Genomic DNA, 16,824 nt, shown 5'->3' with positions numbered 1-16,824 from the left:
GTTTATTACCTATGTACTCCTTATCGTATGTCGACAAATAAAACCTAACGCCGTCACCTTTTTCTTGTTCTATCTGATCGGCCAACGCCCTTAATCTTTCGGCACTAAACCATATACAGCGCGTATCGGGCAGGCTATCTTTAGTTAAACGTTTTACAACCCCGGCATGTGGGGCATAATTCTGCACATACTTTTTGGCCACTTTATAACTCAGTAAATCAGAATCAGGAATAGCCGTTTTAACAGCATTTTGAGGAGCCTGCCTTTCTGTACAGGCGCTCATAAATAAAATAACAAGTGCCGTGGCGCATAAAATGTTTCTTTTCTTTTTCATAATAATTAATAATTGGTTTTCMATATTAGTTTATGAATTTGGTTAATTATTTATTAAAAACCTACTATAAAATATCCCTTTTTTAATACTTAAAAATACCTTGAAAAAAAGCTGTTTTCACCCTATAAAATAATAAGTATTGCCATGAAATTTGTTTTCTCAATGATTAATATTTAACCTTTAAGCAACAAAGACATGAGCACAACTAATCCTACCGTACTACGGTCAGCACCAAAAGGCACATCAGCAACTTTAGAACAAGGCGAACCATCATTGTATGTAAGTTATACCAGCACTTACAACTTTATATACAATGATGAAGGTTCAGGATCAGACGGAGACGTTGGTATTTGGCGACCGGCTCCATCTGACAATAATTATTTTATTGTGGGAGATTATGCACAAGGTAATTATGGAAACCCTATAGGTTCATCCCTTATTGTAACCGCGGTAAATGATGATCCCTCAAATCCATTACTATTACCGCCAATACGTTATGAACAAGTATGGAACGATTCAGGGAGCGGCGGTGATTATGACGGCTCTATATGGCGTCCGGTTGCTCCTGATGGCTATGTAACATTAGGCTGTGTTGCCACCCTTGGTTACAATGCCCCTATCATCCCCAATTTCCGCTGTATACGCAAAGACATGGTAACCGACTCATCTGTAGGCTCACTGATCTGGAGCGATTTAGGATCAGGTGCAGATGGCGACGTATCCTTATGGCAGGTTCAGGGAGTTTTAGGCGTTTTTGTAACCCAGGAAAATTACAATCCTTATATCGGTCCTTGCTTTAAACTGGCAACTACCTAACAATTACCTATTACCTACTCCTTATATCACTGTTTAAACCGGTAGCAAAAAAATTTGCTGCCGGTTTTTTATTAATTGTTAACCGCAAATTTGATATTAATGACGAATCATTATTGGATCAGCGCCTTAATATAGTAGAATAGAAACGATGGCCGTACCCATGCGGGACTATTGATCTGCAAAATTTAGCCCGGTTAGCACTTTGTGCTAACCGGGCTAAATTGTTACATTATATTAAATAATGCTTGCGGAAAATAAATTCCAGATGAGCATCATTTAAGTTCTACATCCTGTAAAGCTGTAGTTGATTTCAGATCCTTCTCTGTACCAAACAAATGGCGCGACCAATAATCTGTAAGAAAAATATTATTAGGATCGCGTTGCTCACGCAGCTTCATAAAATCATTCCAGCGTGGATATGATGCCTGTATGTATGAAGCCCAGTCCGGAAAATCGTATTCAGGCAAAAACTTAGCCCAATGCAACCTGAAAGGGATATTTTCGTTCCTGAGCGCTTCCCAAAACTGGCTAAAGAACCCGCCTTTTGCTGCGGGGTTGCCCTCATTGGTACTAAACCAAAAAAAGTCTATCCGCAGTACATCGCGCTGATATGCCGGGCTTAGCCAGTAATTACTTTGTTTACCCGCATACAGTTCGGTAGAATAATAGCCCGTAGCATTAAACCCGCCTTCTTTAAACAATTTGTCAAGCAGTTGCATCGCGCGTTCCGTATCTGTTAGCGGGATCCATATTTCGGTAAATTCGGTTCCCATCAACACATCATTTGCACCATTATCCATAGGCAGGCTGCTGTAGGTATAATCCATAAATAGTTGCCCGTCGCCTTTTTTGGTTAACGGTTGCAGCGTATTAATTACAACCGGGTAAAGTGCATGCAATAATCCTGTAAAGGTCATAAAGAAGAGCACCATAATAAAACCGATTATCTTAAGGATAAAGGTAAGCACCCAGGCTGCGATCTTTGCAAAAAAGCCTCCGCCCCATGATAGCTCGGTAAGATGCCTGAACTCTGTAAATGAAGGTTTAAGTTTTTCCCAAACCACCATTATTTTATTATTCCCCAACATGGTAAATAATATAGAAGCCAATAATTGCTCTACATTGGCAACCAGGGAATTCTTGGCAAACTCCTCATACGGCACAGGATCAAATACCGGCATAGCGGTTCCGCGCGAAGCTTCCCATATTACTACCCGCTCTACTTTTTCCTGTGGCCACCAGAGCACACGGGTGTAAGGAGTTGCCTGTAAAAAGCTTTCAAAACTGGGCTTACCAGGTGTACCGCTGCCAAACAGATCAATGGGGCAATCGGCCGGTTTTGTCGGATAGGTGATCTGCTGTCCGTAAATATTAAAAAGCGGTGTTAATTGCAGGCGTACCTTACTCACAATACCCAACAGGCCCAGTGAAAGTACCATGGCGCCAAATTCATCCTCACTGCTATCAAACCATTGCAGGTTACCATTGCCGTCAATAATGGAAAGCGCCGTTATATTTTCGTCAATACTGTACATTAAAGAGCCTCCGGAAGAACCTGTCATCAGGAACCCACTTATGGTTTGATGAGAGATGCCTCCAAGATCACTCAGGGTAAAGCCATTAACAAATGCCTGGTACAACAAACTGTTCTCCAGTGTTGAGGTGCCGGTAGGATCTTCCGGGTCGTATCCCAGGTGTATACCTGCTTCTACTTCAATAATACCCTTCTCTTTATCTACCCACACCAGCCTATTATATTGATCAAACATCACATTCAGATTTGGACCTTTAGGAGGTTTTTGCTCCGATACCTCATTAGGAAGCGGTGGCTCGCCTTCTCCCGGATCGGTATAAATGGCCCTTGCCAGTGAATGGGCCGCGCCCCGGCATCTGATCTCCAATAATTCGCCGGCGGCTTTTTGCACCAGACCTATTAGTTCATTTTCATTAGAGGGATGGTAAAAGCCATCTGCTCCAATCGGTGGTGATAATGATAATAAAGACATAATGATAAGATTTAAGTGATAGATATAATTTTGTTTTACATAAAAACTATCGTATTTATGGTATTACTGAAATGAGGTAAAGGAGTGGTCATCATAACCACTCCCCACATCATTAAATATATTCGCCGGCTCATTCAACAAGCGGGCATACTGTATCAATTACTTTTTCTTCTTCTTATTTAATAAATCATGAGTAGCTATTAAGGGCTGTAGTTTTGAATATATATGGCTCAAAGTATCAGGAAACAAAACAGGGTTAGCAGGGCCGTTGGAATGGCAGTAAAGACAGCTGGTTGTTGTACCCTGAAAATATGTTTCCATAGTGCTGTTGGCCAATACGCTGGTTCCTATAGATACTCCCGCAGTAGTATCCGAACCATAGCTGATCCCCGTAGGTGCAGCGCCACCGTCTGTCCAGGTAGCGCCAATCAGGATATAATTTTTGCGGATATCGTTACCAACTAACAATTGATGTATCGTATTATTAATGGAAATGATTTCGCTGTTAGATGCTGCCGAACTTTTATCCTGCTGGTTGGTAACCGAGTCCATAGCACTGCCCCAGGGCATAGTCCGCAGTGTATTACTTGCACTAATTGTATGGGGCGCTATGGCATTAATAGTATCTCCAGCGGCTTTCATGTGCGAAACATTATAGGGTGTATCAACAGCATTTGCATTAAACAACCAGTTTGTGCCCTGCTCCTGTGGTACCGTTACTGTTTTATTATTGGTATCGATATATTGGAAGGCCGCATTTGGCGCATTATTCAGGTGCTCAAAGGTTGCCCATATCATTTCGGGGTGACCTGCCACACTGCCAACAATGTGCATCCCTACTAATGCCATTTTTACTATTTTTTCACCTTTAGGGATCCACTGCGCCGAGTTTGTGGTATCATATGTTGGAATGGAAGCATTCACGGTGACATAATTGTTAGGGTCAGAAAGCGAGCTGGCTTCTACCCATGATGTTTTAAGCTCCATAGCCAAAGCATTTGAATCGGGCAGCGTAACATGGTTGGCCCGGGCAATGGCACAAATACTGTCTCGTGCCGCGGCAGTGGTAGGGAACTGACTGCCGCTAATTTGCCCGTTCTTTGCCCCGGTTAAATAATAAGCATAAACATCGTTTACAAAAGAAAGGTAATAAACCAATGCGCCGTTTTTAGCCATTAACGCGTCGTTTGTTGCCTGTCCTTCTTCAGATTCTATAACATTACCGGCTGAATCAAGGAATACGAATTTTTTACCCAAAGCAAAGCGGTGTACTATATGTTGCGGATTGTTTTTATGCTGAATAATAGCCTTTGGATGCGGAATAGGCTTACCGGCTTTATCCATAAAAACAATGGCTCCTTTGGCATCTGTTTGTACATGATCAACTTCAATCGCTGCTCCTACATCATTTTTTACCAGTGCTTTGGTATTTGGCCTGACTACCGGAGTTTCTATTTCAAATAACTTACCTGTTTTTTTGTCTTTAATAACCGGCAACCTGTTAGGGCCGTTCTTCACCAGATGATTGGACATTCTTAAAATAGTATTTGGCAGGTGAGGGATCAGTACGCGTTGATTAGCCGAATCCACAGGCGAAACGCTGTAAAATACCGGAGATTCCAATATGGTATTTCCCTGGCCGTAAGCTCCGGAGGCCGGTGAAGTAACCCATGAGAACATCCTCTCGGACCATTGATAAAAATCACAGTTATTTTGATGCGGGAAGGTAACACTATTGGCTGGGGTCACCAATCCATTTTCGGTTGCTGTGCCGCTGGCAAACCAGGTATTAAACGTGTCTTTTGTAACCGTGCATGAAGGTAAAACATCCGGAGGAAGTATACTTCCATTTACAACGGCATTAGAAGAATGAGGTGTACTGCATCTCCATAATAAAAATCCGAATACAACGACTGCGGCAATTACTTTGAACTTATTTTTCATGGTTTTAGGTTTTAATGATGAAAATATGTTTGTTTTAATAGTATGTTTTGTTACTTCTGAAACAGTTTAAGTTTAAGTCCCAGTTCAACCGCGCCGGCGGTATAGCTGTTGATCCGGCCGGTTTCCAGGTTATAAGTAAAGTTTATGGCAAATGCTTTTTGGTCAAACGCGAAACCGAGCCCCGCGCTTTGGTTGCTGTGATAAATAGCCTGAAGCGATATATAATAATTGACCATTGTAAAATTAAGGCCGGCATCAAAAATGTTGGTTGCCCCTTTTACTTTTCTGAAAGCTACCAGTGGTTCAAATACCAGGTTGCTATAATCATCGTTCGTGTTAATCTTATAACTTATCGCGGTCATGAACAGTACCCTGTCCACATCAATCCGTTCAATGGAGTTTTTAAAAAACGCGGCCTTTAAATTGGGCACAACAGCTTCAACAAACAAATTATTGCTGGTATAGGCTATACCAAAATCGCCATCTACATAAGGCTTAGCCTGGTTATACCTGGCAATCTGCTCGTCGGCTTCGTCGCCTACAATTTTATCGCGGTCAAGTCTTGAATCATCTATACCCAGTGATAATCCAAAGTTTAACTTCTGGTTATTATCACTCAGCGGCAAATGGTAGGCATAGGTACCCATAGCCCGGGTTTGCCTTATTAAACCAGCCTGGTCGTCATTTACGTTAATTCCTAAACCTACTCTATCCGTCGCCTGGTAATCGGCAGTGAATACTTGCGATTTAGGCGCTCCCGGAAAAGAGCTCCATTGCTGGCGATAGCCTATATTAAGGTTAAGACCCGGATTAAGACCCGCCATAGCCGGGTTAATCAGGTACCGGTTTTGAAAGTAAATAGACTGAAACGGATTCAACTGGGCTTTACAGCATAGCGCACTGCAGATAAGCAGCAACATCACCAGTAAAGGCTTTTTTAACATCATATTTTTATTCCGTTTAAAGTTTTTCATGTTATTTAATAATTTCTATAGCCTGTTATTCGCCTTTTCTTTTGTTTAACCTGTTTATCTGTTCCTCACAATGGTTATATACCCTTTAAACTTGCGCTGCTGCGGCCCAAGGTCAACTATGTAATAATAGGTACCTTCTGTAAGCGGCGATCCGCCATAAGTTCCGTTCCAGTCATTTGTATAGCCGTGTTTAGTGTAAACCGTGCGACCACCCCTGTCATAAACAGTGACGATGTTATTAGGGTAAAGCTGAATGTCCTGTATCAACCAGACATCATTTTTTCCATCGCCATTTGGTGTAAGGATATTGGTAACTACCAGGTTTTTCTGATCCGCCCCTCTGTATACCATTACCGTATAAGTGTTGGTAGTGGTACCGTCCTGGGCAGTTACCACAATGGTAATAGTGTTATTACCCTCATCAAGCGGAATGCTATAGGAAGGACGGTCATTTGGCGTTAATGTGCCATTTACCCTCGCCGTAGCTGTTGCATCAAAAGTTAAGGTAAGCCTGATCCGCTCAACATCATTATCTACCTGGGTGGTGTAAGCAAAATTACCCGGTGTAAATGCTGGTAGTAATGTGCCCGAACTTAAAGTAAGGTTGGCCAGGTTAGCATTGCTTAACGGCCTGACTGTTAATTTTCCGGACACATAATTGAAACTATAATTAGGAGATACTGCCCCGCTTGCTGTTATGGGATAATTTCCTGGCGCTGAATTAGTAGTTGCTACTGTTTTTAGTATGGGCTGAGTTGTTAAGCTTGCCTGGTTATCCCCGTTTACAAAACCACTATAGGTAGCGGTTAACACCGGATTAGCGGTACCGTATACCCTGCTTTTGTTATCGGCCGTAATGGTCAGCATTGCTTTATTAATAGTTAAAGTTCCCGGAGCATAAACAATATTATAATTAGCTATGGCTGCCCCACTCGCTGTGATAGGATAAGTACCTGCTGCCGATGTGACTGTAGCCGTTGTAACTACAGCCGGTTTGGTTGTTAAGCTTGCGCTGTTATCACCGTTAACAAAACCACTGTAGCTTACACTTAAAGCAGGGTTGGCTGCTCCATAAATTTTACTTTGATTGTTAGCTGTAATGGTCAACGTAGCCCGGCTCACCACAATATTGCCAGCTACATAAGTAATATGATAATTGCCGGGTGTAAATGTGCCGCCGGTTGCCGCGCTGGCTACTACCGACCCGGCATAAGTATTTACCGCTGCATTTGCCGCCGCTCCTGTGCCATAAGCAATGGTTACACTGCCAATAGTTTCGGAATTTACAAGCCCTGTTGAAGTGAACGCGGCAGAACCGGCACCTCCGGTTAATACCTGGCCGTAAGGTTTATTTTTATTATTGGCGGTGATGGTTAAGGCAGCCGTTGTTATGGTTAAAACACCCGGTTTGTAAACAATGCTATAGTTTGATGATGCAGCCCCGCTTGCCGTGATCGGGTAAGTATTCACCGGAGAATTAGTTACAGCAGTGGTATTAACCGTCGGTGCGGTGGTTAGGCTCGACGCATTATCCGTACCTACGAAGCCACTGTAACTCACGCTAAGAGCCGGATTAACAGAGCCATAAGTTTTCGTAGCATTATTTGCTGTAATGGTTAAGGCTGCTGAGGTTACGGTTAAAACACCAGGTTTGTAAACAATGGTATAGTTTGATGATACCGCCCCACTTGCCGTTATCGGGTAAGTGTTGACTGGTGAACTAGTTACCGCAGTAGTACTTACCGTTGGCGCAGTGGTTAGGCTCGATGCATTATCTGTACCAACAAATCCACTGTAACTAACGCTAAGAGCCGGGTTAACCGAGCCATAGGTTTTAGTTGCATTATTTGCTGTAATGGTTAATGCTGCCGAGGTTACGGTTAAAACACCAGGTTTGTAAACAATGGTATAGTTTGATGATGCAGCCCCGCTTGCCGTGATCGGGTAAGTGTTGACTGGTGAGCTGGTTACCGCAGTGGTGTTTACTGTTGGCGCGGTAGTTAAACTCGAGGCATTATCCGTACCCACAAAGCCGCTGTAACTAACGCTAAGAGCCGGATTTGCAGATCCGTAAGTTTTAGTGGCATTATTAGCTGTAATGGTCAGCATCTTCTGCGTAATGGTCAGGTTAGCACCGGTATAGGTAAGCGTATAGTTATTGCTGAGCGCTAAGCTTCCCTGTTTAATGGCATATATACCCGCACTCTCACCCGCATCCCTGCTTAATGATCCGGTGAAAGCATCAGTACCCACCAATGCGCCACTTGTAACGCTATAAGTTAAGGCCGGGTCAGAACCGCCATAGGGTTTAGTTTGAGGGTTTGCGGTTACCGTAATGGCTTTTTTACTGATCGTTAGGTTTGCTCCTGTATAAGTGAGGGTATAGTTACCGTTCAATGCCAAACTACCCTGTTTAATAGCATAAGTACCAACGTCCTCACCGGCATCCCTGCTTAGTGTTCCGGTGAAGGCATCTGCACCAACCAGTGCACCACTGGTAATGCTGTAGGATAAGGCCGGATCGGCATCGCCATAGGTTTTGATTTTAGCATTTGCAGCAATAGTCACCGTGACTTTACCAACTATAATATCACCGGCAACATAAGTAATATTATAATTACCCGGTGCAAATGTGCCGCCGGTAGCCGCGCTGGCAACTACAGATCCGGTGTATGTATTAACCGTTGCCCCTGTCGCTGAACCTGTACCATAAGCAATAGTTACAGTGCCAATGGTTTCGGAATTTACAAGTCCGGTTGACGTAAACCCAGTTGAACCAGCGCCACCCGTTAATGCCTGACCATAAGATTTAGTTTTGTTACTTGCAGTAATGGTTAGCGACGCCGCTGTTACTGTTAAAATACCCGGCTTATAAATAAATGAATAGTTTGCCGACACCGCTCCGCTTGCCGTGATCGGGTAAGTATTTACCGGCGAATTAGTTACCGCTGTAGTGCTTACCGTTGGTACGGTGGTTAGGCTTGATGCATTATCTGTACCTGTAAATCCGCTGTAGCTCACACTTAATACCGGATTAGCAGAACCGTAGGTTTTCGTAGCATTATTAGCTGTAATAGTTAAAACTTTTTTACCAACTATAATATCGCCGGCAACATAAGTGATGGTATAATTACCTGATGTAAATGTGCCGCCGGTAGCCGCGCTGGCTATTACCGATCCGGTATAAGTATTTACCGATGCATTTGCTGCCGCCCCAGTGCCATAAGCAATGGTTACAGTGCCAATGGTTTCGGAATTTACCAATCCTGTTGAAGTGAACGCGGTTGAACCTGCCCCACCCGTTAATGTCTGACCATAAGGCTTCGTTTTATTATTTGCAGTAATGGTCAATGCCGCAGGTGTCACTGTTAAAATACCCGGCTTATAAATAAATGTATAGTTTGCCGATACCGCTCCGCTTGCCGTTATAGGGTAAGTATTTACCGGCGAGTTGGTTACCGCAGTGGTGCTTACTGTTGGCGCAGTAGTTAGGCTTGATGCGTTATCTGTACCCACAAATCCACTATAGCTCACGCTGAGTACCGGAACGGCTGCACCGTAAGTTTTCGTCGCATTATTTGCTGTGATAGTTAATACCGCCGGTGTTACGGTTAAAGTACCCGGATTATAAATAAATGTATAGTTTGCCGACACCGCTCCGCTTGCTGTGATCGGATAGATATTGACCGGCGAATTAGTTACCGCAGTGGTGCTTATCGTTGGCGCGGTGGTTAGGCTTGATGCGTTATCTGTACCCACAAATCCGCTGTAACTAACAGTAAGTACCGGATTGACCGAGCCGTAGGTTTTTGTAGCATTATTCGCTGTAATGGTCAATGCCGCAGATGTTACGGTTAAAATGCCGGGCTTGTAAATAAATGTATAATTTGCAGATACCGCCCCACTCGCCGTTATCGGATAGGTATTAACCGGCGAGTTGGTTACCGCAGTGGTGCTTACTGTTGGCCCAGTGGTTAAACTTGCCGCATTATCTGTACCCACAAAGCCGCTGTAACTTACACTAAGAGCCGGATTGACCGAGCCATAGGTTTTAGTGGCGTTATTGGCTGTAATGGTTAATGCCGCAGGTGTAACGGTAAGTGTCCCCGGTTTATAAATAAATGAATAATTAGCAGATGCCGCCCCGCTTGCGGTAATCGGGTATGTATTAACCGGCGATCCAGTTACTGCCGTAGTGGTTACTGTTGGCGCGGTGGTTAAGCTCGATACATTATCTGTACCCACAAAGCCGCTGTAGCTTACGCTTAAAGCTGGATTGACTGAACCATAAGTTTTCGTGGCGTTATTGGCAGTAATGGTTAATGCTGCCGGTGTTACTGTTAAAGTACCCGGATTATAAACGATGGTGTAATTTGATGATACCGCCCCGCTTGCTGTAATTGGATAGGTATTAACCGGCGAATTAGTTACTGCCGTAGTGCTTATGGTTGGCTGGGTGGTTAAACTGGATGCGTCGTCAGTACCCACAAAACCACTATAGCTCACGCTGAGTACGGGAACGGCTGCACCGTAAGTTTTGGTAGTATTATTGGCCGTGATGGTTAAAATTGCCTGCCCAACCGTAAGGTTACCGGCAACATAAGTGATGGTATAATTACCGGCGTTAAACGTGCCGCCTGTGGCCGCGCTCGCTACTACCGATCCGGTATAGGTATTAACTGGCGCACCTGCTGCTGCTCCCGCGCCATAAGTAATGGTTACACTGCCAATGGTTTCTGAGTTTACCAGTCCGGTAGAAGTGAACGCTGTAGAACCGGCTCCGCCGGTTAGTGCCTGACCAAAAGGCTTACCCTTATTATCGGCCGTGATGGTTAATGCGGCTTTGCCAACCACAATATCTCCGGCAACATAAGTAATGGTATAATTGGCCGGGTTAAACGTACCTCCTGTGGCCGCACTTGCTGTTACAGAACCTGTATAAGTATTTACCGATGCATTTGCTGCCGCCCCAGTGCCATAAGCAATGGATACACTGCCAATAGTTTCGGAATTTACAAGCCCGGTTGAAGTGAACGCCGTTGAACCTGCTCCTCCTGTTAAGGCCTGACCATAAGGTTTGGTTTTATTATTTGCTGTAATAGTTAATGCAGCCTTTGATACGGTTAAAGTACCCGGATTATAGATAAACGTATAATTAACTGATGCTGCTCCAGTGGCTGTTATCGGATAAGTATTAACCGGCGAGTTAGTCACTGCGGTGGTGCTTACCGTTGGCGCAGTGGTTAAGCTTGATGCGTCATCTGTACCCACAAATCCACTATAACTTATACTGAGTGCTGGATTGACTGAACCGTAAGTTTTAGTGGCGTTATTAGCGGTAACGGTTAACGTAGCCGGTGTTACCGTTAAAATTCCCGGACTATAAACAATAGTATAATTTGCAGATACCGCCCCGCTTGCCGTTATCGGGTAAGTATTTACGGGTGAACTGGTAACCGCGGTGGTGCTTATGGTTGGCTGAGTAGTTAAGCTGGAGGCATCATCTGTACCCGTAAAGCCGCTGTAACTTACACTTAATACCGGATTAGCAGAACCATAGGTTTTAGTGGCATTGTTTGCTGTAATGGTTAAAACCGCTTTGCCTACTATCAGATCACCGGCAACATAGGTAATGTTATAATTACCGGGAGTAAATGTGCCGCCGGTTGCCGCACTGGCTACTACCGATCCGGTATAGGTATTGACTGCTGCTCCCGCTGCTGAACCTGCACCATAAGCAATAGTTACACTACCTATGGTTTCAGTATTTATCAAGCCTGCTGAAGTGAACGCCGTTGAACCCGAGCCTCCGGTTAGCGCCTGGCCAAAAGGCTTTGTTTTATTATTAGCTGTTATGGTTAACGCTTTCGGCGTTACGGTTAAAGTACCCGGGTTATAAACGAAAGTATAATTTGCAGATGCCGCCCCACTCGCAGTTATCGGATAGGTATTAACCGGCGAATTTGTTACCGCAGTGGTGCTTACTGTTGGGGCAGTGGTTAAGCTCGATGCATTATCTGTACCCACAAATCCACTATAACTTACACTAAGAGCCGGATTGACCGAGCCATAGGTTTTAGTGGCGTTATTGGCGGTAATGGTTAATGCTGCCGGTGTAACAGTTAGTATTCCTGGAGTGTAGGTTATGGCGTAGTTTGTTGATACGGCCCCACTTGCGATGATCGGGTATGTATTAACCGGCGAGCCAGTTACTGCGGTAGTATTTACCGTTGGCCCAGTGGTTAAACTTGCCGCATTATCTGTACCCACAAAGCCGCTGTAGCTTACGCTAAGCGTCGGATTTATGGAGCCGTAGGTTTTTGTGGCATTATTTGCGGTTATAGTCAATGCTGCCGGTGTTACTGTTAAAGTACCCGGATTATAAACGATGGTGTAATTTGATGATACCGCCCCGCTTGCTGTAATTGGATAGGTATTAACCGGCGAATTAGTTACTGCCGTAGTGCTTATGGTTGGCTGGGTGGTTAAACTGGATGCGTCGTCAGTACCCACAAAACCGCTGTAGCTCACGCTGAGTACCGGAACGGCTGCACCGTAAGTTTTGGTAGCATTATTGGCCGTGATGGTTAAAATTGCCTGACCTACCGTAAGGTTACCGGCTACATAAGTGATGGTATAATTGGCCGGATTAAATGTACCGCCGGTAGCCGCACTCGCTACTACCGATCCGGTATAGGTATTAACAGGCGCTCCTGCTGCTGATCCTGTGCCATAAGTAATAGTTACACTGCCAATGGTTTCTGAATTTACCAGTCCGGTAGAGGTGAACGCTGTGGAACCGGCTCCGCCGGTTAGCGCCTGACCAAAAGGCTTGCCTTTATTATCGGCCGTGATGGTTAATGCGGCTGGGGTAATCGTTAAAGTACCTGGTTGATAGATAAATGTATAATTAGAAGACACCGCTCCACTTGCTGTGATAGGGTAGGTATTCACAGGCGAGTTAGCTACCGCGGTGGTAGTTATGGTTGGCTGTGTGGTTAAGCTTGAGGCATTATCGGTACCCACAAAGCCGCTGTAGCTTACAGTAAGTGCCGGCACTGGCGCGCCGTAAACCTTGGTATCACTATTGGCGGTAATGGTTAAAGGGGCTTTGTTAACCGTACTGGCAACTGTAGCAACATTAACACTGGTAGCACCAGTACTGCTCAATACCACATTGCCCGAATAATTGCCCGCACTGATGCCGGAAGCAAGCCTGATGTGAACCTGCGTGAATGCGATATTTCCCACTGAGCCAACAGTAACCGTGTTAGTAAACGTGATATTATCCTTACTCACTTCAAAACCCGTTGGTGCGGTAACTAAAATACCAGCAGTCATGTTTACGCCTGATACGTTAAATGTACCTGCCGATGATGCGGTGCCATAAGTTGTAGTCAATGCTGATAGCGTGCCCGTTGTACTGATGACCGGAACAGCTATCGTTATATTTTTGGTAGCAGGTGTGCTGTTTATACTGCCGTCGTTCACCACAAATGTTACAGTACGGGTAGCAGTGTTAGGGCTTGCGGCAGTGTTTTGATAAGTTATGGCCCTTAAAGCAGCCTGCCACTGCCCGGTTGTTGCCGTTGCACCTGCCGATGTGAGGGCAAATACGCCCGTTGTAGTGTTAAAACTACCGGCTATATTACCCGTACCTCCCGGGGTAAAAGCAAGGAGATCTTCGGCAGACTGAAAATTACCGGTGATGATAACTGTTGCCGATGCAAGCGTGGCATTGTCAACATCACTCACGGTGATGCCATTATCAACAGCCACAGCCGATGGGCCGGTAACCGTTGTTGAGCCTCCTGAGGCTGTTACAACCGGCGGGTTATTAGGGGTAAGCGTTGTTACATTAGCTGGATTCCCGGCAGCAGTACTTGTCTGGTATTTTTCGCTGCCCGATGTGCCGTTATACTCCACTACCATTACCTGGTAGGCGGTTGCCCCGGTAAGTCCGGTTACCGGTACAGATGTACCCGTTCCGTTGTATACGCAGTACCAGCCGGTAGCACCTATTTGTGTTCCTGAACCAAAAGCAGCATTTCCGGTATAGGTTGTATTATTTGCCGGCGACGGACTACCGCTTGATGCCGCTTTAATAAATACAGCTCGTGATGAGCCGTTACCATTTGTCCAGCTGGCGGTAAATGATGTTGTGGTAGTACTGGCAAAGGTTACATTGCTTGCCTGTGTGGTTGGGGCTGTGATCACCGCTCCCAAAGTAAATGATGCCGGAAAATTAGCTCCGTTTGGCGACAGGTCCTGCGCAGATGGACTCTGGACCCAGTTGGCCCGGTCGGCTATTAAGCTGAGTATTGCGGTTCGCGTGCCTGCAAAGCCGTGACTTTTGGCATTATAAACATAATTGTGATTAACATTTTGACCACAAAAAGCAATGGCCGTAGCAGCATTGCTATTGTTTGAATTGGTAAGCCCCGACGGCAATTGCGAGTCGCGATTAGTAGTTACCGCTGTGGTTTGCCAATCGAGCGTTGTACTTGGCGAACCATTTGATGTGGAGCATGAAAACCCGTAAACAAATGTTGGAGAAGCATCTGAGCCCTGATAAACTATCGTCTGGTCGCCATTATTAGCAAAAATACTGGCACTTGTCCATCCCGATATGGAAGTTGACCCATTTGGGAAGCCCGTAATTGTTGGATTAGGACCAGCACTAATGCTTACGTTAACTACCGTCCCCGCGCTAACCGCTGCAGAAGCAGTCCAGGTAATAGTTCCTTCTGTAGCTAAATTATTAAATCCGGAACCTGTCCATCCCCTGTCTGTAAAGTTTACAACCGTGTTGGCACTTATATCAGTTAAGGTAACAAATGCAAATTGCCCATTGGTTATATTGAAGCCAATTACAGCAATATCGCCGGGAGTCAGCGTAGTTTGTGCATTTGCAAATTGCAAAGAACACATCACGGATACAAACAGAAAAAAGAATATTCGTTTGCTTAAATGTAAAAATTCATTCATGCGATTGTGATAAGTAATTTAGGTTAGCAGATGCTTTAAAAAATCTTTCTTAATAGGCTGTAAAACCTATCTATATATTATATCTGGCTTATAAAACTTTGCCCGGTTTTAAATCCGTATGCAACTGCAAACCGGGCTGGTATATAGCAGTTATTGATCTTAAAATAGTTTATATTTAATAACTTATTTCCTTTACAAACCGCTCCAAAACCATGGTTCTTTTTAATAATAATGGTTCCCGGAGCATATTGCTGGTTATTTGTTATGGTAATGGTCGCGTCCAAAATTTTCAACTCCAGTCCATTGAACATGGTGATTGCACCCATATTCCAGGAGTTACAAGCCTTTATCATATCAATGATCTCCCCGGCCTCCATCCCATCCCAATTAATCAGAATGTCTTTAAGTTGTGGCCGTTCATAATAAGCGGCCTTACTTTCATCTTGTTCAATTTCAGGTAGCGCGATACCTGAATTAATACTATTCAGAATTTCAAATACTCCTACTACCTGTAGCTCACCAAATAGCTGATTAACATGATCATAGCTAAAATGTGGCTGATTTGTTACCGTATGTTGCCATTTTACAGGTCCGCTATCAAGTTTATCTGTAAGGCGATGGATAGCTAATCCTATTTCTTTAAATCCCTTCCTCAGTTGCCAAAAAACAGGTGCTGGCCCTCTAAACTGTGGCAACAGGCCAAAATGTATATTGTAAATACCGTGCTTTACATGGGTAAATTGCCCGGTTTTTACAATGCTGCTATAGCCCACAAAAAAAATAATATCTGGTTGGTATAACTGCCCCCAGCTATACAGATCGTCTTTCCCGGTTTCAAAAGTGAGCGCAATACCTGCAGCATTACAAAAACCCGCTGTTACACTCATGTCTTGATTAGGGTCGGCCGATTTACCAACATATAACATTACCCCTGCTTTATTTTTATAGTTATATAAATTTGAAAGCAGGGGCATGTATAACATTGCTGAATTTGATACAATACCTATTTTCATTAATTACAATTCAGCGTATAAATCATTAGTTTCTTGCCGGAAAAATTCCGCTTAAAGCAATAATAAAGGTTACTGCCAGGTAAGGCTGCATATTATCATGCGGCTGGTTGCCACCTGCCGGCGCGATCATACCCGGAGCCATGGTTGTATTGGCACTTGCCGGCGCTATAAAGTTTAGTGGGTTACCTCCCGAGTCGGGATCAGCAGAGACAGCTAAAACATTCCCGGTCGGCGAGCCCTGATCACCAACTGTAGTACTTGCAGCAACAGCATGGCTGTGCATAGGCATCTGGGTACTTATTAAGGTCACATTTTCTTCCCCAGCCGATTCTCCAATGGTTCTGGGTGTTAGGCCCGGCCCTTGCCCCCAATGTATCGGGGCCCTACCCTCCAGATTAGGCAACGCGAAGGTTGTTACACCATCACCACCATACGTAGTACCCAAAATTGAAAACAACGCCGAGTTTTGTGATATGGCCATAAGCTGACCATTACATAATGCCCAGCCGCGGGGGGCAAAATTGCCAGCGAACAATGAAATTGTTCCAAGAAAAGGATTATCCATAATTTTAATTTAATTGGTTAAGTATATAATTGGTATATAAATAGGTTCAATGTACCGATACCTTATTTTAGGAAGATACAGTTCACATTATAGTATATAATGGAGCACGTAGTTTATAAAAAACTATATCTATAAACTATATTCTTTAAATAATGAGTATAGATAAAAACTATGGGTATTACTA

At 44.2% G+C, this 16,824-nt stretch carries 8 protein-coding genes; 1 reads left to right on the top strand and 7 read right to left on the bottom strand.

Translation table 11 applies throughout. The features are described from left to right. The coding region (locus AC1DRQ_RS24615; RefSeq protein ID WP_477427754.1) for a hypothetical protein at positions 1 to 334 on the bottom strand (334 nt) is incomplete at its 3' end. A 195-nt stretch (positions 335 to 529) separates the two neighbouring features. Between AC1DRQ_RS24615 and AC1DRQ_RS24610 the strand changes: the two genes are divergently transcribed. Continuing rightward, entirely contained in the window at positions 530 to 1,150 is a 621-nt protein-coding gene (locus tag AC1DRQ_RS24610; RefSeq protein ID WP_477427752.1) for a Vps62-related protein, read from the top strand. A 272-nt stretch (positions 1,151 to 1,422) separates the two neighbouring features. Here AC1DRQ_RS24610 and AC1DRQ_RS24605 read toward each other — a convergent pair whose 3' ends face one another. From AC1DRQ_RS24605 to AC1DRQ_RS24580, 6 genes are all read right to left on the bottom strand, one after another. After that, a complete protein-coding gene (locus tag AC1DRQ_RS24605) occupies positions 1,423 to 3,156 on the bottom strand; it encodes a D-arabinono-1,4-lactone oxidase (RefSeq protein WP_477427750.1) in 1,734 nt (577 codons plus the stop codon). Positions 3,157 to 3,315: 159 nt separating this feature from the next. Further along, positions 3,316 to 5,100, bottom strand: a complete 1,785-nt coding sequence (locus AC1DRQ_RS24600; RefSeq protein WP_477427748.1) for a hypothetical protein — start codon at positions 5,098 to 5,100, stop codon at positions 3,316 to 3,318. 50 nt (positions 5,101 to 5,150) lie between these two features. After that, positions 5,151 to 6,074, bottom strand: a complete 924-nt coding sequence (locus AC1DRQ_RS24595) for a PorP/SprF family type IX secretion system membrane protein (RefSeq protein WP_429400856.1) — start codon at positions 6,072 to 6,074, stop codon at positions 5,151 to 5,153. Between the two features lie 54 nt (positions 6,075 to 6,128). Beyond that, positions 6,129 to 15,062 carry an MBG domain-containing protein gene (locus AC1DRQ_RS24590; RefSeq protein ID WP_477427746.1) on the bottom strand — a complete coding sequence of 2,978 codons (8,934 nt, stop codon included), beginning with the start codon at positions 15,060 to 15,062 and terminating at the stop codon, positions 6,129 to 6,131. A 77-nt stretch (positions 15,063 to 15,139) separates the two neighbouring features. Next, the gene (locus AC1DRQ_RS24585) at positions 15,140 to 16,075 is read right to left on the bottom strand and encodes a methionyl-tRNA formyltransferase (RefSeq protein ID WP_429400858.1); all 936 of its coding nucleotides are present in this window, start codon (positions 16,073 to 16,075) and stop codon (positions 15,140 to 15,142) included. A 25-nt stretch (positions 16,076 to 16,100) separates the two neighbouring features. Further along, positions 16,101 to 16,640 carry a phage tail protein gene (locus AC1DRQ_RS24580; RefSeq protein WP_477427743.1) on the bottom strand — a complete coding sequence of 180 codons (540 nt, stop codon included), beginning with the start codon at positions 16,638 to 16,640 and terminating at the stop codon, positions 16,101 to 16,103. Between the last annotated feature and the right edge of the window lie 184 nt (positions 16,641 to 16,824).

The organism is Mucilaginibacter sp. P4_E8 (assembly GCF_056401495.1).
Note: the sequence above shows the minus strand (reverse complement) of the source record. Positions and strands in the feature narration are given on the sequence as shown.

Excerpts from the sequence above, each read along its gene's own strand:
- AC1DRQ_RS24610 (WP_477427752.1), top strand. The coding sequence starts at position 530 with ATGAGCACAACTAATCCTACCGTACTACGGTCAGCACCAAAAGGCACA.
- AC1DRQ_RS24605 (WP_477427750.1), bottom strand. The coding sequence starts at position 3,156 with ATGTCTTTATTATCATTATCACCACCGATTGGAGCAGATGGCTTTTAC.
- AC1DRQ_RS24600 (WP_477427748.1), bottom strand. The coding sequence starts at position 5,100 with ATGAAAAATAAGTTCAAAGTAATTGCCGCAGTCGTTGTATTCGGATTT.
- AC1DRQ_RS24595 (WP_429400856.1), bottom strand. The coding sequence starts at position 6,074 with ATGAAAAACTTTAAACGGAATAAAAATATGATGTTAAAAAAGCCTTTA.
- AC1DRQ_RS24590 (WP_477427746.1), bottom strand. The coding sequence starts at position 15,062 with ATGAATGAATTTTTACATTTAAGCAAACGAATATTCTTTTTTCTGTTT.
- AC1DRQ_RS24585 (WP_429400858.1), bottom strand. The coding sequence starts at position 16,075 with ATGAAAATAGGTATTGTATCAAATTCAGCAATGTTATACATGCCCCTG.
- AC1DRQ_RS24580 (WP_477427743.1), bottom strand. The coding sequence starts at position 16,640 with ATGGATAATCCTTTTCTTGGAACAATTTCATTGTTCGCTGGCAATTTT.